Consider the following 24,780-nt stretch of genomic DNA (forward strand, 5'->3'; position numbering starts at 1 on the left):
GGCGCGGCCAGCAGGTCTCTCACGGGCGGATAAGACTATCCGCCATACATGAGGTTCGGGAGGAACAGGACGATGCCCGGCACGAACAACAGCAGGCAGATGAGCGCGAAGACGGCGGCGATGAAGGGGAGCGATTCCTTCACATATTCCTCCACCTTGGTGTCGAGCAGGCTGCAGACGGTGAACATCGCCACGCCAACAGGGGGCGTCATCGAGCCGAAGGTGACGATGGTCATCATCAGGATGCCGAAATGGACCGGATCGACGCCCGCCTTGACGACAACGGGCACGAGGATCGGCGTCAGCAGCAGCACCAGGATCGTGCTTTCGAAGAACAGCCCGGCAATGAACAGGCCGATCAGGATGACGGCGACGATCAACACCGGATTGGCGAGGCTTTCCAGCATGAAGCCGGCAACCGACTGCGGCACCTGCAGGAAGATGATGGCAAAGCCGACCATGCCCGACATCAGGATGATCAGCATGATCAGGCCGATATCCGAGATGGCGTGGCCGAAGGCGCGCCTGATCGCCTCGAAGCTCATGACGCGGTGGGCGAAAACGCCGATCAGGATGGCATAGACGACGGCAAAGGCGCCGACTTCCGACGGGGTGAAAAGCCCGCCGCGGATCGAGCCGATCAGAAGGACGGGAAAGAGCAGCGCCCACTTCGCGCCCCAGGCGGCAGAGCCCAGTTCGCGCGCCGTCGGCTTCCGCATTTCCTTCATGACATAACCGCGCTTGCGGGCAACCAGCCAGGCGGCGACCATCAGGAAGGTCATCATCAGGATGCCGGGGATGATGCCGGCCATGAACAGGCGGCCGATCGAAACCTGGCCGACATAGCCATAGAGAATGAGACCGATCGATGGCGGAATGGTCGAGGTGATCAGCGAGGAAATCGCGATAACGGCGGAGGAATAGCCCTTGGAATAGCCGTTGGAGATCATTTGCGGCCCGAGAACGCGGGCCTCCATCGCCGCATCGGCAACAGCCGAGCCGGACACGCCGCCCATGAGGGTCGACAGGATGATCGAAACCTGGGCAAGGCCGCCCGCCATCCAGCCGACCGCCACCTTGGAGAAGGTGAACAAGCGGTCGGTGATGCCGCTTTCGTTCATCAGGTGGCCGGCCAGCACGAAGAAGGGCACCGCCAGAAGCGGAAAGCTCTGGGAAACGGTGGCGATCTTCTGCACGCCGATCGACACCGGCATGATGTCGGAGGTGAGGAAGAAGGTGAAGCCCGAAATGCCGATGGCGAAGGCAATGGGCGCGCCAAGCAGCATCAGCGCAAAGAAGACAATACCGATAAGGGCCATGGTGGTTACTCCGCCGCGCCGGTTTCGATGACCGCTTCTTCCTCGGCGGCGGTCCGGGTGAAGACGAGCATTCGCTCACCCTTCGCGCTTCGCCATGCCTGGACCAGATTGCCGATGATCGAGATCGTGAGCATGACGCAGCCGGCGGGAACGGCAATCGTGACCCAGGCATAGGAAAGACCCGAATCGCCGAACTGGCGTTCCTTGTTGAGCATGGTCAGATCATAGCCCTCGACCGCTAGAAGCAGCAGAAAGGAGACAAAAAGGACTGAAAGGGCAGTTTCAAGCGCGAGCCGGTAGCGATAGGGGAAGGGGCGGACGAGATAGTCCACGCCGAGATGCCCGCGTTCGCGCATGGCGCGGGTTGCGCCGATGAAGCACAGCCAGATGAACAGAAGCTGCGCCAGGTCGACCGACCAGATCAGCGGATGGCCGAAGAAGCGCATGGTCGCGGCGATGAACACCAGAAATGTGATCACGGCGAGCAGGATCGCGCCGGCGACGAATTCGATTTTTGCGAGGAAACCGGGCATGGTGGCCCCTCCAGTCAGGGTTGGGAGCATTGAGGCCTTGGTCCGCCCTGAAATGCTCGCGCGCGGTTATTTTTCTATTTTGCGAGCGCTGCCGTCTTCGCGGCGCGCGCCGGCGTTTTCCGGACGGGCGGACCGCGGGCGTGCCGCGATCCGTCAGAGGCGATGTGGGCCTTGAGGCCTTTTTACTGTGCCGCGATCGCCTGAAGCTGGTCGCGCAGGTCGCCATAGCCAAGGTTGTCATAGACGACGGCGGTGGCTTCCTTGAACGGGGTGATGTCGATTTCCTCGACGTCCACGCCGTTGTCGATCAGCTGCTGTTGCAGGCTCGCCAGCGCGTCCTGCGTGCCGTAGGAGGCGATGTCGCCGGCCTTCAGCGCTTCCTCATGCAGGATCGTCTGCAGGTTTTCCGGCAGCGAATCGACCCAGGCGGCGGACGTAATCAGACCGGTGATCAGGTTGATATGGCCGGTGAGCGTGATGTTCGTGATCACCTCGTCGAGCTTGGCGCCGACAACGGCGGGAAGCTGAGCTTCTGCGCCGTCGATGACGTTGGAGGAGATCGCCGAATAGACCTCGCCCCAGGGCATTGGGGTCGGTGTCGCGCCCATGGCCTCGATCGTGCCGGTCCACACCGGCGCGCCGGGGGTGCGCATGCGCACGCCGGAGAGGTCATCCGGTCCGCCAATGGGCTTCTTGGTCAGGAGGTGCCGTTCGCCCTGCCACCAGTTGAAGCTCAGGACATCGAGGCCGGCATCATCGTGCAGCTTCTGGGCCCACTCGTCGAACATGTCGGAGGTAACGACCTTGCGGATGCCGTCATAGCCGTTTGCCAGATAAGGTGCGCCAAGGACGCCGAACTCGTTGACGAAGACCGCGAGGCGGCCGCCATCGACGACGACGGCGACGGGCGCGCCGGCGCGGGCCTGTTCGAGCACGTCCTCATCGGGACCGAGCTGCGAGTTCGGGAACAGGCGGACTTCGAGCGCGCCGTCGGAGGCTTCGGCAACATTGTCGCGGAAGGCTTCAAGGCCCTTGTAGAGCGGGTCATTGGTGGCCAGCGCCGTGTTGACGTTCAGCGTGTAGTCGGCGGCGAGGGCAGAGCCAGCGAGGAGGCTGGCGGCGAGACCCGCAAGCGCGATGCTGCCCAGTTTGGTGAAATGCGTCATGTCGTCCTCCCAATCAGACGTTCAATGGTTTGGAGCCTAGCGCCCCGGTGGATCGAAAAACTCAGGCTTTTCTTCGAAGATTTCGGGAAGATCGCTCAGGATCTCCCGCAGGTGACCGCGAACTGCATGTTCGGCGGCCTTAGGATCGCCGGCGCCGATGGCGTCGACAATGGCGGTGTGCTGGGCAGTCAGCTTGACCATGGGGAAGCGCAGAAGGCTCAGGTAACGAACCCGGTCCATCTGCACTTTCAGCCCCTCGATAAGCGCCCAGGCCCTTGCCTTGCCGGCGGCATCGGCAAGGGTCTTGTGAAACAACTCGTCAAGCGCGATGAAACGGTCGGCATCCGTGGTTGCCGCCTCTCTCTGCTCCTGAAGTTGCAATCTCAGTTCCTCGACCAGCCCGGCATCGGGCTTCTCGGCGAGAAGCTTGACGATGTCCGCCTCGATCGCCTCGCGGACGAAACGGGCATCCATGACGGCTGCCTGCGAAATGCGCCGCACGAAAGTGCCGCGCTGCGGGCGCACCTCCAGGAGGCCTTCCTCGGAAAGCTTGATGAACGCCTCGCGCACCGGCTGGCGGCTGACAGCAAAGCGGGCCGCCAGTTCCGATTCCGAAAGGCGCGAGCCCGGAGGCAACTCATTGTGGATGATCAGCTCACGCAAAATGCCGTGCAGTTGCGACCCGACTGGTGCGCCCGGTGCAATCTTTGTGGCGATTGTTTCTGGCAGCATGGCTTGCCCTCCCGATGTTTTTATCGTGCACCATACTTCCATACTAGTCAACACCTTGTTTTGGTGCTAGTGATCTCTTTCAGACGGACGGGCCTTTTCGTTTAGGTTCGTTCCAGGTAACGAATTCGCTCAGGGAGAGAACAATGAGGCAGACGTGGCGCTGGTTCGGGCCTTTGGACCGCGTGTCGATCGATGACATGCTGCAGGCGGGTGTCGAGGGCGTCGTGACCGCGCTCCATCATGTGGCCACCGGCGCGGTCTGGACGCCGGAAGAGATTGCCGGACGTCAGCGCGAATTGTCCGTCATGACCGACGGAAGCCCCTCCGGCCTGAAGTGGGACGTGGTCGAAAGCCTGCCGGTTTCCGAGGACATCAAGAAGCAGAAGGGCGACTGGCGCGCCCATATCGAAAACTACAAGGTCAGCCTGGAGAACCTGAGCAAGGCCGGGATCGAGACGATCTGCTACAATTTCATGCCGGTGCTCGACTGGACCCGCACGGATCTCGCCTACCGTCTGCCGACGGGCGCGACCTGCATGCGCTTCGACTATGCCGATTTCGCCGCCTTCGACATCCATGTCCTCAAGCGTGCCGGCGCGGCGGAAGACTTTCCCGAAGACCTCCGCGAAGAGGCCGCCCGCCGCTTTGGCGAGATGGATGAAGAGCGCCAGCAGGCGCTTGCGAAGAACATCGTCTTCGGTCTGCCGGGGGCTGCCGAGAGTTTTACGCTGGAAGATGTCCGCCATCATCTCGCAGAATATGCCGCGATGTCGCCGGACGGGCTGCGCAGCAACTTCATCGCCTTCCTCGAGGAGGTCGCGCCCGTTGCCGAGAAACTCGGTCTCAGGCTTTGCTGCCATCCGGATGATCCGCCCTTCGGCCTGCTCGGCCTGCCGCGCGTGATGTCGACGGAAGCCGACTACAAGGCGATGATGGATGCGGTCGATATCCCGGCAAACGGGATCACGCTGTGTTCCGGTTCGCTTGGCGCGCGGCCTGACAACGACCTGCCAGGCATGATGGAGCGGCTGGGGGACAGGGTGCATTTCCTGCATCTGCGCAATGTTCACCGCGAGACCGGCGACATCAAGGGATCGTTCTACGAATCGGAACATTTGGGCGGCGACACCGACATGGTGGCGCTTGTGGCCGCGGCGCTTGCCGAGGAGAAGCGGCGGCGTGCGGCGGGGCGTGCCGACTGGAACATTCCCTTCCGTCCCGATCACGGCCTCGACATCCTGGATGACCTGAACCGGAAGGCCCAGCCGGGCTATCCGGCGATCGGCCGTCTGAAAGGGCTTGCCGAACTGCGCGGCATCGTCGCGGCGCTCAGCCGTTGATGTCCTCCTCCTGCGGCAGCGCGAAGGTCAGCGCCAGCAGGTTTTCGCGCAGTCGCGGCAGGTCGTCGGCCACCACCGCGTCAAGCCGGTCATGCGTCTCGCGCCAGACCGGCACGGCGCGTTCCAGGAGATCGAGACCCTCATCCGTCAGCTTCAGCCGCCGGACGCGCTTGTCGTCCGGGTCCTGAAAGCTTGTCAGAAGGCCACGCCGTTCCAGCGGCTTGATGCTCGCCGTCAGCGTCGTGCGGTCCATGGCCAGCACCATCGCCACCTCGGCGATGCGCGGCGGTTCCGGCCGGTTCAACGACATCAGCAGCGAATATTGTCCGTTGGTCAGGCCGAGCGGCCGCAGGACTTCATCGAAATGTCGCCCGACCGCCCGGGCCGCCCGCTGCAGATAGAGGCAGAGGCAGCGGTCACGAACCTCGAGCGTGACGGACAGGGGTAGACTCTCGCGCATCAATATGCCTTTATGTTGATATCAACGTAAAATCCGCAGACTTGAAAGTCAAGACACGGGAGACATGCGCATGACCTATGTGGACGGATTCCTGGCCCCGGTGCCGGCAAAGAACCGCGAAGCCTACCACGCCTTGTGCCAGAAGGCGGCGGCGAAATTCAAGGCGCATGGCGCGCTTTCCTATGTGGAGTGCTGGGAGGATGACGTGCCGGATGGCAAGGTGACCTCGTTCAACATGGCGGTGAAGAAGGAAGAGGGGGGGGCGGTGGTCTTCAGCTGGGTCGTCTGGCCATCGAAGGATATCCGCAATGCCGCCTGGGGCGCGTTGATGAACGACCCGGAGATGAACGAAATGCCGTTTGATGGGTCCCGGATGATCTATGGCGGGTTCGATCTCTTCTTCTCCGAAAACGGGCCCGTCGCCATGACTGGCGAGACCGGGTGACAGACTGTCGGCGAAATTGGCGCTTGTCATTTCCAGATCGCTTGCCTAAATTCATCGCGTCGATCGGAGGTCCGGTCGGCGACGTTCTCAGGGCGGGGTGGAATTCCCCACCGGCGGTAATTGCCTTTGTGCATCAGCCCGCGAGCGCCTTGGTCAGGGCTAATCTGATCGAGGGTCAGCAGATCCGGTGTAACTCCGGAGCCGACGGTTAGAGTCCGGATGGAAGAGAACAGCGCATGGCGACGTGTGTCCTGTGTCCCGCATTGCGGGCGCATTCCGCGTGTCGTTTTCCGCTTTTTTGCCCTGCATGGCGTCTTGTTCGAATGATGAGGCGAAGGCATGGGCATTCACCCCGCCACAGACAGTTTGAGCGCGGCCGTTCTTGCGGCGGCGATGACGCGCGCGCTGGATGGGGCGCAACGCTTTGCCGGAGCGACGACGCCGAACCCGCCGGTCGGCTGCGTCCTTCTCGACAAAGCCGGTCAAGTGATCGCCGAAGGGGTTCACCGCAAGGCCGGCCTGGCGCATGCGGAGGCCGAGGCGATTGCCAGCGCCCGCGCGGCAGGTGTCGCCGACCGTATCCACACAGTCATCGTGACGCTTGAGCCCTGCAATCATCACGGCCGCACGCCGCCTTGCGCCGATGCGATCCTGGCAACGCCTGCCAGCCGCGTCATCATCGGCGCGCCCGATCCGAACCCTGGCGTGTCGGGCGGCGGGGCGGCCCGGCTCGCCGCTGCCGGGCTTTCGGTCGTCTTCGCCGCCGATATGGCGGACGAACGCGCCGGAACGCTTGCGCGCCGCGCGGCCCGGCTGATCGCGCCCTTCGCCAAGCGGGTTCTCACGGGGCTGCCCTGGGTCACGGTCAAGCAGGCGCTCGACGAGAGGGGCGGCATGGCGCCGCCGGCAGGCGCAAAGACCTTTACCTCGCCGGTCTCTCTCTCGCTCGCCCATCGCCTGCGGCGGCGCGCCGACGCGATCCTGACCGGTTCCGGCACTATCCTTGCCGACGATCCCGAATTCACAGTCCGGCGGGTGCGCGATTTTGCCGGAAAACAGCGCGCGCTTGCCATCCTCGACCGGCGTGGCCGTGTGCCGGAGGCCTATTTCTCAGCCGCCGAGGCGCGCGGTTTTGCCGTGATCCGGCCCGAAACGCCGGAGGCCGCGCTTGCCGCGCTTGGCCGTCGCGGCGTCATGGAGGTGCTGGTGGAAGCCGGGCCGTCGTTGACCGCGTCCATGCTCGACGGCGGGTTATGGGACGAAAATGTGCGCATCGAAAAGGGCGATCCGGATCGCGTGAGCGTGTTTTACCGCGATCCTGAATTTCACGAACTGAACGAGGCGGACGTCCTGCCCGGAGAAGAAGAATGACCAGAATGGAACGCAATCTGAAAGCCTCTTCCGTCGAAAAGGCGCTGGAAACCCTGAAAGCCGGCGGCATGGTGCTGCTGGTGGACGATGAAACCCGCGAAAACGAGGGCGATGTCGTCGTGGCCGCAGATTTCGCCACGCCTGCGGCCGTCAATTTCATGGCCAAACATGCCCGCGGCCTGATCTGCCTGACGCTGACCGGCGAACAGGTCGACCGGCTGGGCCTGCCGCCGATGGTCTCGAACAACCGCGCCCGGCATTCCACCGCCTTCACCGTCTCCATCGAGGCGGCCAGGGGGATTACCACCGGCATTTCGGCCGCCGAGCGTGCCTTGACCATTGCCGCTGCTGCCAATCCGCGAGCGACGCCCGCCGACATCGTCTCGCCCGGCCACATGTTTCCCCTGCGTGCGGCGGACGGCGGCGTGCTTGCCCGCGACGGCCACACCGAAGGCGCGGTCGACCTGGCCCGCCTTGCCGGCCTCAATCCGGCGGCCGTGATCTGTGAGGTGATGCGCGATGACGGCGAGATGGCCCGCCGGCCGGATCTCGAAATCTTCGCCAGAACCCATGACATGCCGCTTCTGACGATCCGGGAGCTTGCCGAATACCGGCTGCGCACCGAAATCCTGGTTGAGGAGGTTGCCCGGGCGTCGCTGCCGACCGCTGCTGCCGGTTTCAAGGCGCATGTCTTCAGGAGTGTGATTGACGGAACCGAGCATCTGGCGCTGGTCAAGGCACCGCTCGGGTCTTCGCCGCTGGTGCGCGTCCACTCCGAATGCCTGACGGGCGACGTTTTCGGGTCGCTGCGCTGTGATTGCGGCGAACAACTCCACCAGGCGATGGCCATGATCGGCGCGGAGGGCGGTGTGATCGTCTATCTGAAGGGGCAGGAAGGGCGTGGCATCGGCCTTGCCAACAAGATCCGCGCCTATGAGCTTCAGGAAAAGGGGCTCGACACCCATGCCGCCAATCTGGCGCTCGGCCTGCCGGCGGATGCCCGGGATTATCATGCCGCGGCCCATATCCTGAAAAGCCTGGGCATCGCGCGCCTCAGGCTTCTCAGCAACAATCCGGAAAAACCCGAGGCGCTCGAAAAGGCAGGCCTGCATGTCGAAAAGCGCGTGCCGCTGATTACCGCCTCGAACCCTTTCAACGAGACCTATCTTTCGGCAAAGCGCGAGAAATTCGGCCATCTTCTGCCGTGAGCGCCGCGCCGGTCCTTCCCATTGCACCCATGATCCTGAAAGGAAATACGCCCGTGTCCCACCGTATCGCCATCGTCATCTCCCGTTTCAACGAGAAGGTCACCAGCGGCCTTCTGAACGGCGCAAAGGCCGAGCTTGCCGAGCGCGACGTAACGCTCTCCGAGACCGATATTTATGACGTGCCGGGCGCTTTCGAGGCACCACTGGTTGCCAGAAAGCTTGCCAAAAGCGGAAACTATGACGGCATCGTCTGCATCGGTGCGGTGATCAAGGGGGAGACGGCCCATTTTGAATATATTTCGGAGGCCGCAGCCCACGGGCTGATGCAGGTCCAGCTGGAGACCGGCATGCCCGTCTCCTTCGGCATCCTGACCACCTATACCGCGATTCAGGCTTTCGAGCGCTCCGCCGATGACGAGCATAACAAGGGCCGTGAGGCCGCTGCGGCCTGCGTTGAGGCGCTGGAGGCTCTGGCAAGGGTCTGAACTGTCGTCGGCTCGGACGAACGAATCTGGGCCGTCAGGCCTGCGTGCCGGTCCCGCGCTCGTCTTCGCTCAACGCGCCGCGGACCGTCGCATCGCGCTGAATGCCGAGCAGCATGTCGATATCCTTGAGCGGCATCGGCCTGGCATAGAGGAAGCCCTGAAGGTCGTCGCAACCCATGGAGATCAGGGCTTCATCCTGCGCAGGCGTTTCCACGCCCTCGGCTGTGGTTTCCAGATGCCGTGCATGGGCAAGATCGATGATCGCGCGGATAATGGCCTCGTCATCGGCCCGGCCCGTGACCTTGCTCCCGTCCTTCAGGCCATCGACGAAACATCTGTCGATCTTGATCCGGTCGACATTCAGCGATTTCAGGCGACCGAGCGATGAGAAGCCGGTGCCGAAATCGTCGATCGCGATCCGCACGCCGCGTTCGCGCAGGGCACGCAGGTTTTCCGCCACAACGCCGCTTTCATCGGCGGCGGCGGATTCGGTGATCTCGAGTTCGAGCCTCGACGGCGCAAGGCCGCTTGAAAGCAGAACCTGCCCGACCTTTGCGGCATAGGCGGGATTGGAGAGTTCGACGCCGGACACATTGACGGCGATCGAAAGGCCTGGCCACTTCGCGGCGGCCGCGCAGGCCTTTCTCAGCGCGAATTGTCCGAGATCCTCGATCAGCCCGGCTTCCTCGGCGATCGGGATGAACAGTTCCGGCGATATCCAGCCGCTCTCCGGATGGTGCCAGCGCAGCAGCGCCTCGCAGCCGACGATCTGACGCGTGCGCGCGGACTGGACCGGTTGGTAATAGACCGAGAGCTGGTTCTGGCCGAGAAGCGCGGTTCTCAGATCCATTTCCGTTTTCCGCCGCAGCCCCAGCGTTTCATCCATGGAATCGGAGAAAAATGAATAACGTCCCCGGCCGGCGGCCTTTGAGTAGTAGAGTGCCACATCCGCCTTGCGCAGCAGGTTGATCCGGTCAATCCCATCTTGCGGGTATAGGGCGGCGCCGATGCTCACGCCGACGAAAATCGTATTGCCCTCGATCTGGAACGGTTCGCCGGCAGCCTCAACCATGCGTCGACAGAGCGCGTCGATCTCCTTCTCGCCGCCCCGGCCGTTCAGCATCACGGTGAACTCGTCTCCGCCGATGCGGGCGACAAAATCGTCGCTGCGGACAATTTTCGTCAGACGCTGGGCGAATTCTCTGATCAAAGCGTCACCTGCCGGATGGCCGAGCGTGTCGTTGACCTGCTTGAACCGGTCGAGATCGAGATAAAGAAGGCCCAGCGGCCCAGTCGGCCTTTCGGCCAGGCGTTGGTCGACATTCTCGTTGAAGAACATGCGGTTGGGCAGGTCGGTCAACGGATCATGAAGCGCCAGATAGCGGATGCGATCCTCGCTTTCCTCGAGTTTTTTCGAGCGCTTGTCATGGAGCACCAGGAATAGCGCAATCGCGGCGAGCGCCAGGACGATGACGACGATCAGCACCGGTATGACGCTTCCCATCACCGCAGAACCGGGCCGGTAGGGTTGCCAGACGAAATAGCCGATAGTTCTGCCTTCGCTGGTTGTGAGCGGCTGGTTGGAGCCGTCGGGCGTCCAGGAAAAGTGGAGGGCCTCGAACATGTAGTCGTTCTGAAGTTCCTCGATCAGGCTGCCGTCGAGAAACCGGATGGCGACATGCAGATATTCCTGACCCGGTTCCTGTTGCACGAATTCGGAATGGGGAACGATCGGCTTGATGCTGACCACGGCGGGATGCTCTCTGATCACGGCCAGATCGGAGACGCCCGATGTCAGGACCTGCTCGTTGATCTGGCTGTCGTCGCCGGCGATCAGCTTGGCCCGAAGTTCTTCGGCTAGAGGCGCAATCTCGCTTTGGATGGCGTCATAGGCGTACTGGCTCGCCATGGCGCCATCGGTGAAGGCGTAAAGCGCCCGGTCGGAAGGGTCGAGGATGTAGACGCCGTCAAAGCCGAAATAGTCGTGCATCCAGGTGCCGAGATTTTCGTCGATCCAGGTGAAATTGCCGGCACGGACCTCGATGACCGCATCGTCCCAGACCGTCGCGCTTTCCTGGTGATGGGCCAGTTCGGACTGCAACTGGGAGATCACGAGCCGGACGAGCCGCGCCTGCCGCTCATGGGACGCCTCGTCGGTTTCCTTGCTGGCCCAGACCAGCAGGGCAAGGACGCCGAGGCCGATCAGCAGCGTGAGCGCCAGAGCGGGCACTGCGCGCGTGAGGTAAAAGCGAGAGCGGCCTTTGACCTGTCTTTTCTTGTTCATTATCGAAGCCGATCATCGAATTCGGGACAGAGACTATGGGCAAACGTGCACTTCGGCGCAAGGCGAACATGGGCTGTTGTCTGAACTTAAGTGTCTTTACGTCTTCGGAAGTGTTTTGGATGGCACATTTGCTGACTCCGGATCGTGCTCGTTCCGGCGTCTTGTGAGGTAGGGCCCTGGCCCTTCGTCCGGCAGACGGCAATGTCTCAGTGAAAATCCCGGCTTGGAAACAGCTTCTTCGCCTGTTCGCGCGGGTGGTGGGCGCGGGGCTGGAGTTTCGGGCGGCGGGGCGTGTCGTCGGCCTTGGGCTCGGTGATGCCGATGACGTCGTCCATTGGGTGGCCGAGTTCGGAGAGGCGCCAGGAGCAGTCCTCGATGGTTTCGGCGATCACATGGACGACGATGCCCTCACGCTGGAGGGGACCGGTGACCTTCAGCAGGCGGCCGCCCATCACCGTGCGGCGGAAGCGCTCATAGACCTTGTTCCAGACGACCACGTTGGAAACGCCGGTCTCATCCTCCAGCGTCAGGAAGATGACGCCCGAGGCCGTGCCGGGGCGCTGGCGGGTGATGACGAGGCCTGAGACGCTGACGCGCCTTTGCGGCGTTGTCGCAAGGGAAGAATGCAGCGTGAGGCCGGGCATTTTTGGGCGTAAAAGCTCCATCGGGTGGGCCCTAAGGCTCATGCGGGTGGCGACGTAATCCTCCACCACCTGTTCGCCGAGATTCATCGTCGGCAGGATGACGTCCGGTTCGCTGATATGCTCGCCGTCGATCGGGTCGTTGAAGAGCGGCAGCGGTTTCGGCGCGCGGATGGCCTTGACCCGCCACAGCGCATCGCGGCGCGACAGGCCGGCATCGGCGAAGGCATCGGCCTCGGCGAGGCGTTCCAGCACCGCCGGCATCAGCCCGGCCCTGAGCCACACATCCTCCGGCGTCTGGTAGCCATTGCCGCGCGCCGTCACCAACCAGTCCGCATCCTCCTTCTTCAGCCCCTTGATCTGGCGAAAGCCGAGGCGCAGCGCATAGGCGCCGTCGGCGCGGCGTTCCAGCGTGCAGTCCCAGGCGCTGTGATTGACCGAGATCGGCCGCACCTCCACCTGATGCTCGCGGGCATCGCGGACGATCTGGGCGGGCGCGTAAAAGCCCATCGGCTGGGAGTTCAAAAGCGCGCAGGCAAACGCCGCCGGATAATGGCATTTCAGCCAGGCCGAGACATAGGTGAGCATGGCAAAAGCCGCCGCATGGCTTTCGGGAAAGCCGTAGTCTGCAAAGCCCCTGATCTGGGCGAAGCAGCGTTCGGCAAAGTCGCGCTCATAGCCGTTGTCGAGCATGCCATTGACGAACTGCGCCTCGAATTCGCCGATCGTGCCCATCTGTCGGAAGCTTGCCAGCGACCTTCGCAGCCGGTCGGCATCCTCCGGTGAAAAGCCGGCGGCGACCACGGCGATCAGCATCGCCTGTTCCTGAAACAGCGGCACGCCGAGCGTCTTTTTCAAAACGCCCTCAAGTTCCGGCGAAGGGTATTCGACCTTCGCCTTCTTCTGCCGCCGCTGGATATAAGGCTGCACCATGCCGCCCTGGATCGGGCCGGGGCGGACAATCGCCACTTCGATGACGAGGTCATAGAATTCGCGGGGGCGCATGCGCGGCAGAAAATTCATCTGCGCCCGGCTTTCCACCTGGAACACGCCGACGGCATCGGCCTTGCAGAGCATGTCATAGGTCGCCGTGTCCGCCTGCGGCACGGCGGCGATGGTGAGCGGGCGGGCGTAATGACGCCCCAGAAGTTCGAAACTCTTGCGGATGCAGGTCAGCATGCCGAGGCTCAGCACATCGACCTTGAGGATGTTGAGCGCGTCGATATCGTCCTTGTCCCACTCGATGACGGTGCGGTCTTCCATCGCCGCGTTCTCGATCGGACAGAGCTCGTCCAGCCGGTCGCGGGTGATGATGAATCCGCCGACATGCTGCGACAGATGCCGGGGAAAGCCGATGATTTCCCCGATGATGCGCACCGTCTGAGTGAGCCTCCGGTCGGAAAGATCAAGGCCGATCTCCCTCAGCCGTTCAGGGTCCGCGCCCTTGCTGGATATGCCCCAGATCTGTCCGGAAAGGGCGGCGGTGACATCGTTGGAAAGGCCCATCACCTTGCCGACCTCGCGGATCGCCGCGCGCGAGCGGAAATGGATGACGGTGGCGCACAGTCCGGCATGCTCGCGGCCATATTTGTCGTAGATGTGCTGGATCACCTCCTCGCGCCGCTCATGCTCGAAATCGACGTCGATATCCGGCGGTTCGCCGCGATGGCGGGAAACGAAGCGCTCGAACACCATGCCGATCATGTCCGGGCTGACATCGGTGATGCCGAGCGCGTAGCAGAGGATGGAATTGGCCGCCGAGCCGCGCCCCTGACACAGGATACCCTTGCTGCGGGCATAAGTTATGATGTCGTGGACGGTGAGGAAGTAGGCGGCGAAACCGAGCTCATCGACCAGCGCCAGCTCCTTTTCGGCAAGTTCGCGGTGGCGCGCTGGAAGGCCTTCGGGATTGCGGCGCTTCAGCCCTTCCCAGGTGAGGCGGGCAAGACGGGCCTGCGGCGCCTCGCCATGGGCGACTTCGGCCGGGTAGTTGTAGGAAAGCTCGGTGAGATCGAAGGTGAGGCGCGCGGCGATTTCCAGTGTGCGGCGGATGGCGGCGGGGTGGTCGCGGAAGATATGCGCCATTTCTTCAGCCGGCTTCAGCCGTCGCTCGGCATTCGGCAGCGCGAGGTGGCCAATCGCGTCAATGGTGATGTGATGGCGCATGCAGGTCAGCACGTCGGCGAGCTGGCGGCGGCTGGCGTGATGCATCAGCGCGTCGCCGACGGCGACCATCGGCGCGCCGGTCGCGTGCGAAAGCGCCGTCAGGGTTTTGAACCATGCCGCATCTGACCCGTCATAGCGGGGGGCGGCGCCGGTGAAGACGTGGCCGGGAAAGCGGCGGTGCGCCTGGGTGATATGGTCTGTCGCCTCCGCCTTCTTCTCCATGTCCTGCGGCAATGCGATGAGGATGGAGCCATCGGCCCATTCCAGCATGTCGCGAAGGTAAAGCTGGCATTCGCCCTTTTGCGTGCGCCGTTTGCCGAGGCTCAGGAGCCGCACGAGTTTCTGGTAGGCGGGCTTGTCCTTCGGCAACGCCACGAAATCGACGGAGCTGTCGGTCAGCACCAGCCGGCAGCCGACGATCAGGCGCGGCAGGCGGCGGATTGGCGGCAGGGCAATGGCTTTGGCATCGCCGGCCGGCTGGCGCGAGGAGGGATCGATATGGGTCGAAAGCCGGATCGATTGCTCCTCGGCCTGCTTCTCGATCTTGCGCCTCGTTTCCTTCAGCGCCCGGAAGGCGCGCACCACGCCTGCGAGCGAATTACGGTCGGTGATGGCGATCGCGGCAAGATCCAGCTCGGCGGCGCGGATCACCATCTCCTCCGGGTGCGAGGCGCCGGTGAGGAAGGTGAAATTGGTGGTGACGCACAACTCGGCATAATCCATCGGACGAACTCACGAAAACAGGCCATGCACGAACCAGCCGGGGGCCTGGGGCGTGTGGAACATCCACAGCCTCAGCCCCTGCCGGGTTTCCACCCGCCAGTAATCGCGCAGCCCCGAGCGCCAGGCCTCGTCCGGCCGCCACCATTCCGGCGCGATCCGCTCCGGCCCGCTGCTTGTGGCTGTCTCCAGCCGCATGCGCCGCCAGGAAAAGCGCGTGGGCGGGCGGCGGGCGGCATCGCTCGTCACCGGCTCGGGCGGGAATATGCGCAAGGGGCGGGGATGGTCCAAGCGCCATTCTGCCTCCACCCGGCCATAGGCGGCGGGAATATGGGTGAAGCTGCGCTCGGGAATATGGCTTGCGACCGGCTGGAAGCGGATGATGTTGTCGAGCCCGATGCGCGCGCCGAGCCTTGTCACGAGATCGTCCAGCGCCTCACCCTCCACCAGCCCGCCTTCGCCGATCTGCTCGGCCGGCAGGTTTTCGACATCGCGCGCCTCAAGCCTGATCCGCTCGATGCCGAAACCGGCGTCGATCTCGCCCACGGGGCGCTCGAACAGCCTGAGAATACGGGGCGCATCGCGCATCGGCCGGGCGAGGCGCAGCGTCACGTTCTGGCGGGTCTGGTCGACGCGTTCGACGGACAGCAGAATGGCGCGCGCGCCCGCTTCGCGTGTCTTCAACCGCAGACACAGCGTGTCCAGCAGGCGGGAAAGGGCGGCCATCACGTCATCGACAAGGCCGATCGGCTCGGGAAATGTCATCCGCACGCCATAATGTGGTGGCTCGGAAAGCGGCGACACGGCCTCGCCCCGTTCGCCGGTGGCCTGTTCCAGCCGCTCGATCAGCGCCATGTCGAAGCGGCGGGCGAGCGTGGCGCGGGGCAGGGCCGTCATGTCGGCAATGGTGTTGAGGCCAAGGCGTTTCAGCGCCGTCGCGGTCTTGTCGTCGATGCGCAGCGCCGACACGGAAAGTGGACCGAGTGTGGCGGATGTCTTGTCGGCAGGCGCAATGCCGGGGGCGAAATGGGCCAGCGCCCAGGCCGCCCCCCGCGTATCGGCGATGCCGATCTTCGCGGAAAGCCGGGCGCGGGCAAGCCGCTCCTGCATGTCCGCAAGCATCGTGTCCTCGCCTCCGAAAAGGTGGGATGCGCCGGTGATGTCGAGCACCAGCCCGTCCTCGCCATCGAGCCCGGCATGGGGCGTGTAGCGCGTCGCCCAGCGGGCGAGCATCACGAGAAACCGCCGGTCCGCGTCGATATCGGCGGGTCGGGTGACGAGATCCGGCACATAGGCGCGGGCATCGGCAAGCCCCATGCCGCGCTCCAGTCCTTGGCCCTCGGCCTCCCGGTTCAGACAGTAAAGCCGGTCGTGATTGCCTTCGCTCAGCGTGACGGCGAACGGGCCATCAACCGGGCGGGCCCTGAGAATCCGCTCGCTCGGCAGTCTCTGAAACCATATGGATACGACGCGCCGCTTCATCCCACCGCACTGCCCAACTGTTATTTGTTCCTGTTTTGTTCTTTATAATGGACCAGCTTTGCAGAGTCGAGTCGGAAGCGGAAAACAGCGGTCTGCAAAGCCAGCGCGTGGTCGCCGCCTGATTGCCGGCGCCTTCGGGATGCAGCGAAAGCCCGATGCTGCGGCCGGTCTCGGCGGCAAGCTGCAGCCGGCGGCCGGGGGTGAGCTCGATCGGCCTGTCCACCTCCATGATGACGAGGCCGACCGCGCTGGAGCGCAGGCCCTCTTCAGCGGCGGCCAGCGTCTCCGTCTGGTCTGCGGTGCGCGCGAGAATGATGTCGCGCGGATCAAAAAAGGTCGAGAGCGCCACCGGATTGATCTCCTCCAAAAACCACGCCGGCTTGATCCACAGCACCGTGCCGCCGGTGACGCCGGAAAGCGCTGTGGCAAAGAACGGCGCGCCGGGACCGGAAGCATCATGCACCCGGCCGCGCTGAAGCGGAAATATGGTCGAAAATTCATCCTGCATGGGCGGATGATATAGCGGATCGGATGAGAATGAAAAGGGAACAAATCTGTGAGGATTGGTGATGCTGCAATATGGCTCAAACAGGGGGAGGATGCCTCCCGCGGGCATGTCACCGGCCGTTTTCGGACCTCATAATCGCTTGCCGCTCGCCTCTCCGCCCAACCACTGCTAAAATCGGGCCATGTTGGATTTTGACACATGCGAGAAGGCGCGGCAGGCGCGCGATCCGGCTTATGACGGCAGGTTCTTTACCGCTGTTCGCACGACGATGATCTATTGCCGGCCGGTCTGCCCGGTGAAACAGCCGCTGACGAAAAATGTCCGCTATTACCCGACGGCGGCCGCCTGCGAGCGGGCGGGCTACCGGCCGTGCCTGCGCTGCCGGCCGGAGACCGCGCCATTTTCACCGGCCTGGAACGGGACGCGCACCACGGTGGAACGGGCGCTGAAGCTCATTAATGAAGGCGCGCTCGACACCGGTTCCGTCGATGAACTGGCCGAACGGCTTGGCGTCGGCGCGCGGCATCTGGCGCGGCTTTTTGCCGTCCATGTCGGGGCCTCGCCATTGCAGACGGCGCAGACGTTGAGGATCGGTCGGGCGAAGCGATTGCTTGACGAGACAGCGCTGCCGGTCACGGAGGTGGCGGTGCGCGCCGGCTTCGGCAGCGTCCGGCGTTTCAATGCCGCGTTTTCAAGGCTTTACGGCAGGCCGCCGTCCGCGATCCGCAGGCCCTCGCCATGACCGGGCTGTTCTACACCACTGTCGAAAGTCCGGTCGGCGACCTGCTCGTGGCGGGCGATGGCAACCGGTTGCATTTCATCTCGTTTCCGACCGGCCACAAGGCTTTCGGGCCACGTCCGGACTGGCAGCGTTATGATGCGCCGTTTTCGGAAGCGCGGCGCCAGCTCGATGCCTATTTCGCCGGTGAACTGAAGCAGTTCGATCTGGCCTACCACCTGTCCGGCAGCGGTTTCCAGAACCGCGTCTGGGCGTATCTGGCGACGATCCCCTATGGCGAGACCACGACCTACGGCACGATCGCGAAGGCGCTGGGCGATCCGAATGCGAGCCGGGCGGTGGGCACGGCCAACGGCAACAATCCGCTGCCGATCCTCCTGCCCTGCCACCGCGTCATTGGCGCCAATGGCGCGCTCACCGGTTTCGGCGGCGGGTTGCCGACCAAGAAATTCCTGCTGAAGCTCGAGAATGCGTGGGAGGAGCCGCCGCAGGCGGATCTGTTCTTTGAACGGCTCTGAAGGGCCCCCGTCAGGTCTGCCCGTCAAGCCAAGCGGTCGGGCTCTTGCCGGTTAGGCGGGTGAATTCGCGGTTAAAGTTCGATTTGGTGTTGAAGCCGCTTGAGAGCATGGCCGTGGTGACGGTGTCGCCGGCTTTCAGACGCTTGCAGGCGTGCTCGATGCGGAAGCGGTTGATATGGCGGGAGACGTTTTCGCCGGTCACGCGGTTGATCGCTGTCGACAGCGTCTTGGCGGGCAGCTTGAGCCTGCGGGCAAGCCGGGAAAGCGTCAGGGCCGGATCGAGATAGAGCGGTTCCGCGCGCATCAGCGCGTCAAGCCGGGCAACAATGGCCGTATCGGCTTCGCTTGCTTCCGGCGGGAAAGGGCGGGCTGCCTCCTTCGGGTCCCCCTCACCGAAGGCATTCGGCGAAAGGCTGAGAAGGCCGGCTGCGAGAAGCGCCGCCGAGGTGAAAATGCTGACGATCAGCGGCTTGAGCGCCGGCGCGCCGGCGGCAATGACATAGGCAATCAGTGTATCGCTGACGGCCGAGAGGAGAAGGCTTGCGGCAATCCCGGTCCACAGCCATTGCGGCTGGCGTCCGGCCTCCAGCCGCGCCAGCGGCAGCGCATCGCCGCCAGTCTTCAGCGTCAACAGGATCCGTGCGCCATAGGCAAGAAACACCAGCGGAATGATCGCATCCACCGTTACCGGCGCGAACAGCACGCAAAACAGGGTGAAGGTGGGGGCGACCAGATGGATGAAATCGCGCCCCGGGCGTATCGGTTCGATGAAGGAGGAACGGAATGCGAGCCAGGCACAGACGGGCACGACGCTGGCTGTTACCGGCTGCACTGGCTGAAGAAAGGCGACGCCGTAATATTGCACCAGCGCGACGATGAGCCCCTGAAGCGCGCATGCCGAAAGAAAAACGGCGATCGCGAGCGGCCGCCTTTCGCCTGCAAGCATACGCAAAACCATAAAGCCCAGCACCAGTGCGGTGACCATCGGAACCGGTAGAACCAGCATCGCATATCCCTCATCTGTCGGCCCCGAATAGTGCAAAAACCGGTTTCCGGCGACCTAAAACCGGAAACAGGACGCTGTTTATGCCGGAAAACGAAAGAAGGAGACGTCTCAAACACATCGAAAGGTTTCTCCAATGAAACGTCTCCTTCTCTCTTGTCTGTCTGTCCTGACATTCGCACTTCCCGCACTTTCTGCCGAGCCCCTGCTGCCGGCCTATGAACGGCTGACGGTCGAAAGCAGCGCCCGCGCCGCGCCGCTGGCGGCAACGCTCTGGTATCCTGCAAAGACCAGAAGCTATCGCGGCATTGTCGGCGGCAATGCCGTCTTTGAGGGCACGTCCGGCCAGATGGGGGCACGGATCGCTGATGGCACATTTCCGCTGTTTCTCTTCTCCCATGGCTCCGGCGGCAATATGGATAACAGCGCCTGGCTGATGGCTGCACTTGCCGAACGCGGCGCCATGGTGCTGGCGGTCAATCATCCCGGCAGTACGACGGGTGATTCCTCTCCGCGTGCCTCGGCCTTTCTGGACCGGCGTGCCGGTGACCTTTCAGCCGCGCTCGACATGCTTCTTGATGATCCGGTCCTGGGGCCGCATGTCGATCGCTCAACCATTACCGCGATCGGGTTTTCGCTTGGGGGCGGCACGGCGCTCAATCTTGCCGGCCTGCGCTTCGACGGCGCGGATTTTGCCGACTATTGCCTGGCAGACCCGGAACAACTCGACTGCATCTTCCTATCCAAGGGCAATCTCAACCTTGACCGTCTGCCTGAAGGGTTTTCGGCCGACGCCAGCGATGACCGGGTCAGCCGCGCCATCGCCATCGATCCCGGTTTCACCTATGCGGCAACGCAGGACAGTATCGATGCTGCCGAGCTTCCGGTTCTGGTGATCAATCTCGGCAAGGAAAACCTCATGCGGGCCGCGGATGTCTCCGAAGCCGGCAGCAATCTTGTCGCGCGCCTGCCGGACGCCGAGCGCGTCGTCGTGGCGCCGGCGCATCACTTCACCTTTCTGGCCGAATGCACGCCTGTCGGCGCCGCCCTCCTGGCCGAGGAGCAGGACGACCCGGTCTGCGATGATCCTGAGGGGGTCGAAAGGGCGGATGTGCACGCCCGGATTGTCGACATCGTCGCGGCGTTTGCCGGATTGTGACGGGTGCGGGCCGCTTCGGCGGCCCGCCATTACATTCCCCGCGTCGGGATCCTGTTTTCAAAGTGACGGAAGATCGTCACCAGAATGCCGGTGAGGCAGAGATAGAGGAAAGCGAGGAAAAGCAGCGGCTCATAGGTGAGGTAGGTCGACTGGCGGATATCGCCGACGACGGCGTAAAGATCGATCACCGTGATCGTCGCCACCAGCGGCGTCGATTTCAGCTGCACGACGGTTTCGCCGGCAAGCGTGGGAAGCGCGCGATGCACCGCGCGCGGCAGCCAGATGCGGGTCAGCACCTTCCAGCGGCCCATGCCATAGGCGCGGGCGGCTTCGAGCTCGCCATGCGGCACGCCGGCAAAGGCGCCGCGCATCACTTCGCCCTCATAGCCCGCATAAGACAGTGTCAGCGCCAGCAGCCCGTAGGGCCAGGCCTCGCGCAGATAGGGCCAGAGAAAGGAATGGCGGATTTCCGGGATGCCGGGAAACAGCGAGCCGAGGCCGTAATAAAGCAGCCAGAGCTGCAGAAGCAGCGGCGTGCCGCGAATGATGGTGCAGAAGACGCGGGCCGGCCAGGCGAGGATCTTCGGCCCGGTGACCTGGACGAGGCCGAGGGGAACGGCGAGCAGGAAGCCGAGAATGGTCGAGGCGACCAGGAGCAGGATCGTGATCCAGAGGCCTGCCAGCAGCATGCCCGCATAATCCGGCAGCCAGCTCCACTGCATCTTCACGATCATCAGGATCAGAAGTGATGCCGCCACCGCCATGATGGCAAGCCTGTGGGGGCGCAACAGCGCGGAAAGTTTCGGCAGCGGCGGCGGGGTTTCGATATCCTCCGGCATGTGCTGATCGGTCATGTCCGCCTCCTCACCATGCCGCGGCTGGCGCGGCGCTCAAGGATCTGCAGCAGAACGTTGGAGACCAGTGTGACAGCGAGATAGAGCACGCCGGCGGCCGAGAAGAACAGGAAATACTCATGCGTCACGCCGGCGGCCTGCCGTGTGGCGAGCGTCAGTTCGGTAAAGCCGACGACGGCGAGAAGGGCGGTGTCCTTGGTGGTGACCAGCCAGAGATTGGCAAGGCCGGGAATGGCATGCGGCAGCATGGCCGGCAGCGTGATCCGCCGCATCACCATGGCCGGCGGCATGCCGTATGCCCGCGCCGCCTCGATCTGGCCCGGCGGAATGGCAAGGATCGCGCCGCGCAGCACTTCGGTGGAATAGGCGCCCTGGACAAGACCGATGACGAGGATGCCCGCCAGCATGCCGGAAATATCAACGGAGGAAAAACCGATCGCGCCCATCAGATTGTTGAGCGCTGCGGTGCCGGCATAATAAAGCAGCACGATCAGCACGAGTTCGGGGATGGCGCGCACCACCGTGGTGTAGATCTCCATGAGATCCTTGATCACCGGGCCGCCATAGAGCTTGCCGGCAGAACCGAGAATGCCGATCAACTGCCCGAGCGCGAAGCCGCCGGCGGCCACCTGCAGCGAGGTGACGAGACCGCGAAGCAGCGCGCCGCCCCATCCGGGCGGTGACAAGGCGAGCAATTCCCAGTTCATTTTCTTTCCCTGTCTGGCCCGTTCAATGCGCCATCCTGCTTGGTAATGCGATAGCCTCGCGGCCAATCTCTCCCTTGAGGGGGAGATGCCCGGCAGGGCAGAGGGGGTTAAGTATCAGCCTGACGCTCTCAGTCCGTTGTGAGGGTTCACCCCTTCTCTGTCGCTTCGCGACATCTCTCCCTCAAGGGGAGAGATGGACTGTGCAGTGGGCTCAGACATCGAAGGAGCGCCGGCGCCTGTCGCGGCGCTCTTTCATGCCTTGATTAATCGCCGTAGATGTCGAAGTCGAAATACGTCTTCGTAATCTCTTCATAGGTGCCGTCCGCGCGGACGGCGGCGATTGCGGCGTTGAACTTTTCGCGCAGTTCGGTGTCGTCCTTGCGCAGTCCGACGCCGATCCCAGGACCGTAGATTTCAACATCCTGCGCGACCGTGCCGACCATCTCGCAGCACATCTTGCCATTGTCGCTTTCCAGGAAGGGCTGCAGGGTCACGAGATCGGCAATCTCGGCGTCGATGCGACCGGCATAGAGGTCCTGGTTGACTTCGTCCTGGGTCTGGTAGGTCTTGATCTTGGCGTCAGGGAAATGCTTTTCGGCATAGGCCTGGTTGGTGGTCGAGACCTGTACGCCGAGCACCTTGCCCGACAGGCTTTCATTGGTCGGCTTAATGTCGGAACCGACCTCGGCAACGATGGCACCGGGCGTGCTGTAATACTTGTCGGAGAAGGCGATCTGCTCCTCGCGCTCGGGCGTGATTGACATCGAGGCCATGATGGCGTCGATCTTGCCGGCGGTTAGCGCCGGGATGATGCCGTCCCAGGCGATCGGGGTGATGACGCAGTCAAGCTCTGCCTGGTTGCAAAGGGCGTCCATCAGGTCGATTTCCCAGCCGGTCCAGTTGCCGGCGGCGTCCGGCACGGTGAAGGGCGGATAGGGTTCGGCGGCAACGCCGACCTTCACGGTTTCGGCAGACGCGGCGCCCGCCATCAGCGTGGCGCAGGCAACGGCGCCGAGAAGTGCGGATGTCAGTTTCTTCATGGTGTCGGTTCCCTCTTTTTTGGGTTGGGTCATTTGCGTGAGCGTCCGGGGGACGCATCCCGCAATAGGCTATTGCACGGAGCTGATGAATTTCTTCAGTCGCTCGGATTCAGGATTGTCGAAGACGGTTTGCGGCGCGCCCTGTTCTTCCACCCGGCCGTCATGCAGGAAGACGATTTCGCTGGCGACCTCGCGGGCAAAGCCCATCTCGTGCGTGACCAGCAGCATGGTGCGGCCCTCCTCGGCCAAGTCGCGGATGACCGTCAGCACCTCGCCGACAAGCTCGGGATCGAGCGCGGATGTCGGTTCGTCGAACAGCATGGCTTCCGGCTGGATGGCAAGCGCGCGGGCAATCGCCGCCCGCTGCTGCTGGCCGCCGGACAGGAAAGCCGGATAGGTGTCGCGTTTTTCATAGAGCCCGACGCGGCGCAGAAGCGTTTCCGCCTCGGCGATCGCCGCATCGCGTTTGACGCCGAGCACATGAACCGGCACTTCGATGACATTCTGTATCAGCGTCATGTGCTGCCAGAGATTGAAGCTCTGGAACACCATGGCAAGGCGTGTGCGGATGCGCTGAATCTGCTTGCGGTTGGCCGGCATCAGCCCGCCATGGCCGTCGGCCTTCATGGCGATTTCCTCGCCATGCACGCAGATACGGCCGCGCGTCGGCCACTCCAGCATATTGATGCACCGCAAAAGCGTGGATTTGCCCGAGCCGGAGCCGCCGATAATGGCGATGACATCGCCCTGCCGGGCCCTGAGCGAAACGCCCTTGAGCACTTCGAAATCCCCGAAGGATTTATGGAGATCGTCGACGGTGACCGCTTCTGCGGGGTCGCCATCCTGCGGATTGTTTTCAGCCTTCATTAAAACGCTTTGCCGTTCCCGGTGAGCCGGCGGTCAGACACGTCTTGCGGTGCGATCACGCCGGCGATCAAAAATCGTTCCTTGCGTTCATTAGTACACTTGCGAGCTTATTATGCAAGTGTATAACTAGCGAAGATGTCGCAGAAGCGTGGAGATGAATGGAATGAGTTTCGGAGCGCAAACCATGGCGCAGCCCATCGGGCGGGTAATCATGCGTCGGCCCGGCGAAAGCCTTAAGAAGGCCGAGCCCGCCGTCTGGCATTACGGCAAGACCTTCGATGCCGAGCGCGCGATCAAGCAATATGCGGTATTTGCCGATCTGGTCGCGGCTTCGGGCGCGGAGGTCCTCTGGTATGAGGACAAGGGCGACGGGTTCGCCGACGCCATGTTCACCCATGATCCCTCGCTTGTCGCCGATAGCGGCGCGATCCTGCTCAACATGGGCAAGCCCTTGCGCAAGGGCGAGGTCGACGGTCATGAGGCGATCTATCGCACTGCCGGCATTCCGGTCCTCGGGCGACTGACCGGGTCCGGCACAGTGGAAGGCGGGGATTGCGTCTGGGTTGACGAACGCACGCTCTGCATTGGCCGCGGCGTGCGGTCCAATGCCGAAGGTATCGATCAGGTGCGCAAGCTTCTGGCGCCGCACGGCATTTCTGTCCTGAGTTTCGACCTGCCGCTCTGGCAGGGCGAAGAGGCCTGCCTGCATCTGATGAGCGTGATCTCGCCGCTCGCCGACAAGCTGGCGCTGGTCTATGCGCCGCTTCTGCCAGCGCCGTTCTATCAGCTGTTGAAGGAAAAGGGCTATACGCTGGTGGAGGCGCCGGAAGACGAGTTCATGGCGTCCAACGGCCTCAACCTCAACGTCTTGCCGACAAAACCGCTTGACGTGATCGCCGTTGCCGGTTTCGACAAGACGAAGGCGGCGATGGAGAAGGCCGGCTGTACCGTCGCGACATTCGAGGCCGATGCGCTCTGCATTGCCTGCGAGGGCGGACCGACCTGCCTGACGCGGCCGATCCTTCGAGGCTGA

23 protein-coding genes and 1 riboswitch are annotated in these 24,780 nt (G+C 63.3%); of the genes, 9 read left to right on the forward strand and 14 right to left on the reverse strand.

What is annotated here, in order from left to right; all coding sequences use genetic code 11:
- Positions 1 to 35: 35 nt before the first annotated feature.
- The 4 genes from FF124_RS17830 to FF124_RS17845 form a co-directional block, all read right to left on the reverse strand.
- Positions 36 to 1,319 carry a TRAP transporter large permease gene (locus FF124_RS17830; RefSeq protein WP_138749833.1) on the reverse strand — a complete coding sequence of 428 codons (1,284 nt, stop codon included), beginning with the start codon at positions 1,317 to 1,319 and terminating at the stop codon, positions 36 to 38.
- Positions 1,320 to 1,324: 5 nt separating this feature from the next.
- On the reverse strand, positions 1,325 to 1,852 hold the full coding sequence (locus tag FF124_RS17835) for a TRAP transporter small permease (RefSeq protein ID WP_138749834.1): 528 nt from the start codon (positions 1,850 to 1,852) through the stop codon (positions 1,325 to 1,327).
- Positions 1,853 to 2,034: 182 nt separating this feature from the next.
- Complete coding sequence (locus FF124_RS17840; RefSeq protein ID WP_138749835.1) at positions 2,035 to 3,018, reverse strand: C4-dicarboxylate TRAP transporter substrate-binding protein; 984 nt, start codon at positions 3,016 to 3,018, stop codon at positions 2,035 to 2,037.
- A 36-nt stretch (positions 3,019 to 3,054) separates the two neighbouring features.
- Positions 3,055 to 3,750 carry a GntR family transcriptional regulator gene (locus FF124_RS17845; RefSeq protein ID WP_138749836.1) on the reverse strand — a complete coding sequence of 232 codons (696 nt, stop codon included), beginning with the start codon at positions 3,748 to 3,750 and terminating at the stop codon, positions 3,055 to 3,057.
- 143 nt (positions 3,751 to 3,893) lie between these two features.
- Here FF124_RS17845 and uxuA point away from each other — a divergent pair, with 143 nt between their 5' ends.
- The gene (gene uxuA, locus FF124_RS17850; protein ID WP_138749837.1) at positions 3,894 to 5,090 is read left to right on the forward strand and encodes a mannonate dehydratase; all 1,197 of its coding nucleotides are present in this window, start codon (positions 3,894 to 3,896) and stop codon (positions 5,088 to 5,090) included.
- Here uxuA and FF124_RS17855 read toward each other — a convergent pair.
- Entirely contained in the window at positions 5,080 to 5,550 is a 471-nt protein-coding gene (locus tag FF124_RS17855; RefSeq protein ID WP_138749838.1) for a MarR family winged helix-turn-helix transcriptional regulator, read from the reverse strand. The two genes, uxuA and FF124_RS17855, sit on opposite strands and share 11 nt — an antisense overlap.
- 70 nt (positions 5,551 to 5,620) lie before the next feature.
- Here FF124_RS17855 and FF124_RS17860 point away from each other — a divergent pair, with 70 nt between their 5' ends.
- The 4 genes from FF124_RS17860 to ribH all read left to right on the forward strand — a co-directional run bounded on the left by FF124_RS17860 (position 5,621) and on the right by ribH (position 9,059).
- Positions 5,621 to 5,995, forward strand: coding sequence for a DUF1428 domain-containing protein (locus FF124_RS17860; RefSeq protein ID WP_138749839.1), 375 nt, complete (start codon positions 5,621 to 5,623; stop codon positions 5,993 to 5,995).
- Positions 5,996 to 6,074: 79 nt separating this feature from the next.
- A riboswitch (FMN riboswitch) is annotated at positions 6,075 to 6,230 on the forward strand.
- Positions 6,231 to 6,334: 104 nt separating this feature from the next.
- Positions 6,335 to 7,366 (forward strand): bifunctional diaminohydroxyphosphoribosylaminopyrimidine deaminase/5-amino-6-(5-phosphoribosylamino)uracil reductase RibD, encoded by a 1,032-nt coding sequence (gene ribD, locus FF124_RS17865; RefSeq protein WP_138749840.1) that lies wholly within the window; start codon positions 6,335 to 6,337, stop codon positions 7,364 to 7,366.
- Positions 7,363 to 8,574 (forward strand): 3,4-dihydroxy-2-butanone-4-phosphate synthase, encoded by a 1,212-nt coding sequence (ribB, locus tag FF124_RS17870; protein WP_246072527.1) that lies wholly within the window; start codon positions 7,363 to 7,365, stop codon positions 8,572 to 8,574. The genes ribD and ribB overlap by 4 nt, the downstream gene beginning before the upstream one ends.
- Before the next feature lie 53 nt (positions 8,575 to 8,627).
- Positions 8,628 to 9,059, forward strand: a complete 432-nt coding sequence (gene ribH / locus FF124_RS17875; RefSeq protein WP_210237497.1) for a 6,7-dimethyl-8-ribityllumazine synthase — start codon at positions 8,628 to 8,630, stop codon at positions 9,057 to 9,059.
- A 34-nt stretch (positions 9,060 to 9,093) separates the two neighbouring features.
- Here ribH and FF124_RS17880 read toward each other — a convergent pair whose 3' ends face one another.
- The 4 genes from FF124_RS17880 to FF124_RS17895 all read right to left on the reverse strand — a co-directional run bounded on the left by FF124_RS17880 (position 9,094) and on the right by FF124_RS17895 (position 16,860).
- Complete coding sequence (locus FF124_RS17880; RefSeq protein WP_138749842.1) at positions 9,094 to 11,343, reverse strand: putative bifunctional diguanylate cyclase/phosphodiesterase; 2,250 nt, start codon at positions 11,341 to 11,343, stop codon at positions 9,094 to 9,096.
- A 206-nt stretch (positions 11,344 to 11,549) separates the two neighbouring features.
- Positions 11,550 to 14,873 carry an error-prone DNA polymerase gene (locus tag FF124_RS17885; protein ID WP_138749843.1) on the reverse strand — a complete coding sequence of 1,108 codons (3,324 nt, stop codon included), beginning with the start codon at positions 14,871 to 14,873 and terminating at the stop codon, positions 11,550 to 11,552.
- Positions 14,874 to 14,882: 9 nt separating this feature from the next.
- Positions 14,883 to 16,352, reverse strand: coding sequence for a Y-family DNA polymerase (locus FF124_RS17890; protein ID WP_138749844.1), 1,470 nt, complete (start codon positions 16,350 to 16,352; stop codon positions 14,883 to 14,885).
- On the reverse strand, positions 16,279 to 16,860 hold the full coding sequence (locus FF124_RS17895; protein WP_138749845.1) for an ImuA family protein: 582 nt from the start codon (positions 16,858 to 16,860) through the stop codon (positions 16,279 to 16,281). Before FF124_RS17895 ends, FF124_RS17890 begins: the two co-directional genes overlap by 74 nt.
- Before the next feature lie 181 nt (positions 16,861 to 17,041).
- Between FF124_RS17895 and FF124_RS17900 the strand changes: the two genes are divergently transcribed.
- The gene (locus FF124_RS17900) at positions 17,042 to 17,602 is read left to right on the forward strand and encodes a bifunctional transcriptional activator/DNA repair enzyme AdaA (RefSeq protein WP_138749846.1); all 561 of its coding nucleotides are present in this window, start codon (positions 17,042 to 17,044) and stop codon (positions 17,600 to 17,602) included.
- Positions 17,599 to 18,117 (forward strand): methylated-DNA--[protein]-cysteine S-methyltransferase, encoded by a 519-nt coding sequence (locus FF124_RS17905; protein ID WP_138749847.1) that lies wholly within the window; start codon positions 17,599 to 17,601, stop codon positions 18,115 to 18,117. The genes FF124_RS17900 and FF124_RS17905 overlap by 4 nt, the downstream gene beginning before the upstream one ends.
- A gap of 10 nt (positions 18,118 to 18,127) precedes the next feature.
- On the opposite strand, the gene FF124_RS17910 is transcribed toward FF124_RS17905, so the two are convergent.
- Positions 18,128 to 19,123, reverse strand: a complete 996-nt coding sequence (locus FF124_RS17910) for a helix-turn-helix domain-containing protein (protein WP_138749848.1) — start codon at positions 19,121 to 19,123, stop codon at positions 18,128 to 18,130.
- Between the two features lie 133 nt (positions 19,124 to 19,256).
- Between FF124_RS17910 and FF124_RS17915 the strand changes: the two genes are divergently transcribed.
- Positions 19,257 to 20,279 (forward strand): alpha/beta hydrolase family protein, encoded by a 1,023-nt coding sequence (locus FF124_RS17915; protein ID WP_138749849.1) that lies wholly within the window; start codon positions 19,257 to 19,259, stop codon positions 20,277 to 20,279.
- A gap of 29 nt (positions 20,280 to 20,308) precedes the next feature.
- Here the strand turns inward: FF124_RS17915 and FF124_RS17920 are convergent, their stop codons facing one another.
- The 4 genes from FF124_RS17920 to FF124_RS17935 all read right to left on the reverse strand — a co-directional run bounded on the left by FF124_RS17920 (position 20,309) and on the right by FF124_RS17935 (position 23,747).
- Positions 20,309 to 21,133, reverse strand: coding sequence for an ABC transporter permease (locus FF124_RS17920; RefSeq protein ID WP_138749850.1), 825 nt, complete (start codon positions 21,131 to 21,133; stop codon positions 20,309 to 20,311).
- A complete protein-coding gene (locus tag FF124_RS17925) occupies positions 21,130 to 21,840 on the reverse strand; it encodes an ABC transporter permease (RefSeq protein WP_138749851.1) in 711 nt (236 codons plus the stop codon). Before FF124_RS17925 ends, FF124_RS17920 begins: the two co-directional genes overlap by 4 nt.
- Positions 21,841 to 22,103: 263 nt before the next feature.
- Positions 22,104 to 22,880, reverse strand: a complete 777-nt coding sequence (locus tag FF124_RS17930; protein WP_138749852.1) for a transporter substrate-binding domain-containing protein — start codon at positions 22,878 to 22,880, stop codon at positions 22,104 to 22,106.
- A gap of 69 nt (positions 22,881 to 22,949) precedes the next feature.
- Positions 22,950 to 23,747 carry an ABC transporter ATP-binding protein gene (locus FF124_RS17935; protein ID WP_138749853.1) on the reverse strand — a complete coding sequence of 266 codons (798 nt, stop codon included), beginning with the start codon at positions 23,745 to 23,747 and terminating at the stop codon, positions 22,950 to 22,952.
- 184 nt (positions 23,748 to 23,931) lie between these two features.
- Between FF124_RS17935 and FF124_RS17940 the strand changes: the two genes are divergently transcribed.
- Positions 23,932 to 24,780 (forward strand): dimethylarginine dimethylaminohydrolase family protein, encoded by an 849-nt coding sequence (locus tag FF124_RS17940; RefSeq protein ID WP_246072528.1) that lies wholly within the window; start codon positions 23,932 to 23,934, stop codon positions 24,778 to 24,780.

Source organism: Martelella lutilitoris (genome assembly GCF_005924265.1).
GTDB classification, from domain to species: domain Bacteria; phylum Pseudomonadota; class Alphaproteobacteria; order Rhizobiales; family Rhizobiaceae; genus Martelella; species Martelella lutilitoris.

What these genes read in the sequence shown, in the direction of transcription:
- FF124_RS17830 (WP_138749833.1), bottom strand. Translation starts at nt 1,319, where the DNA reads ATGGCCCTTATCGGTATTGTCTTCTTTGCGCTGATGCTGCTTGGCGCG.
- FF124_RS17835 (WP_138749834.1), bottom strand. Translation starts at nt 1,852, where the DNA reads ATGCCCGGTTTCCTCGCAAAAATCGAATTCGTCGCCGGCGCGATCCTG.
- FF124_RS17840 (WP_138749835.1), bottom strand. Translation starts at nt 3,018, where the DNA reads ATGACGCATTTCACCAAACTGGGCAGCATCGCGCTTGCGGGTCTCGCC.
- FF124_RS17845 (WP_138749836.1), bottom strand. Translation starts at nt 3,750, where the DNA reads ATGCTGCCAGAAACAATCGCCACAAAGATTGCACCGGGCGCACCAGTC.
- uxuA (WP_138749837.1), top strand. Translation starts at nt 3,894, where the DNA reads ATGAGGCAGACGTGGCGCTGGTTCGGGCCTTTGGACCGCGTGTCGATC.
- FF124_RS17855 (WP_138749838.1), bottom strand. Translation starts at nt 5,550, where the DNA reads ATGCGCGAGAGTCTACCCCTGTCCGTCACGCTCGAGGTTCGTGACCGC.
- FF124_RS17860 (WP_138749839.1), top strand. Translation starts at nt 5,621, where the DNA reads ATGACCTATGTGGACGGATTCCTGGCCCCGGTGCCGGCAAAGAACCGC.
- ribD (WP_138749840.1), top strand. Translation starts at nt 6,335, where the DNA reads ATGGGCATTCACCCCGCCACAGACAGTTTGAGCGCGGCCGTTCTTGCG.
- ribB (WP_246072527.1), top strand. Translation starts at nt 7,363, where the DNA reads ATGACCAGAATGGAACGCAATCTGAAAGCCTCTTCCGTCGAAAAGGCG.
- FF124_RS17880 (WP_138749842.1), bottom strand. Translation starts at nt 11,343, where the DNA reads ATGAACAAGAAAAGACAGGTCAAAGGCCGCTCTCGCTTTTACCTCACG.
- FF124_RS17885 (WP_138749843.1), bottom strand. Translation starts at nt 14,873, where the DNA reads ATGGATTATGCCGAGTTGTGCGTCACCACCAATTTCACCTTCCTCACC.
- FF124_RS17890 (WP_138749844.1), bottom strand. Translation starts at nt 16,352, where the DNA reads ATGAAGCGGCGCGTCGTATCCATATGGTTTCAGAGACTGCCGAGCGAG.
- FF124_RS17895 (WP_138749845.1), bottom strand. Translation starts at nt 16,860, where the DNA reads ATGCAGGATGAATTTTCGACCATATTTCCGCTTCAGCGCGGCCGGGTG.
- FF124_RS17900 (WP_138749846.1), top strand. Translation starts at nt 17,042, where the DNA reads ATGTTGGATTTTGACACATGCGAGAAGGCGCGGCAGGCGCGCGATCCG.
- FF124_RS17905 (WP_138749847.1), top strand. Translation starts at nt 17,599, where the DNA reads ATGACCGGGCTGTTCTACACCACTGTCGAAAGTCCGGTCGGCGACCTG.
- FF124_RS17910 (WP_138749848.1), bottom strand. Translation starts at nt 19,123, where the DNA reads ATGCTGGTTCTACCGGTTCCGATGGTCACCGCACTGGTGCTGGGCTTT.
- FF124_RS17915 (WP_138749849.1), top strand. Translation starts at nt 19,257, where the DNA reads ATGAAACGTCTCCTTCTCTCTTGTCTGTCTGTCCTGACATTCGCACTT.
- FF124_RS17920 (WP_138749850.1), bottom strand. Translation starts at nt 21,133, where the DNA reads ATGACCGATCAGCACATGCCGGAGGATATCGAAACCCCGCCGCCGCTG.
- FF124_RS17925 (WP_138749851.1), bottom strand. Translation starts at nt 21,840, where the DNA reads ATGAACTGGGAATTGCTCGCCTTGTCACCGCCCGGATGGGGCGGCGCG.
- FF124_RS17930 (WP_138749852.1), bottom strand. Translation starts at nt 22,880, where the DNA reads ATGAAGAAACTGACATCCGCACTTCTCGGCGCCGTTGCCTGCGCCACG.
- FF124_RS17935 (WP_138749853.1), bottom strand. Translation starts at nt 23,747, where the DNA reads ATGAAGGCTGAAAACAATCCGCAGGATGGCGACCCCGCAGAAGCGGTC.
- FF124_RS17940 (WP_246072528.1), top strand. Translation starts at nt 23,932, where the DNA reads ATGGCGCAGCCCATCGGGCGGGTAATCATGCGTCGGCCCGGCGAAAGC.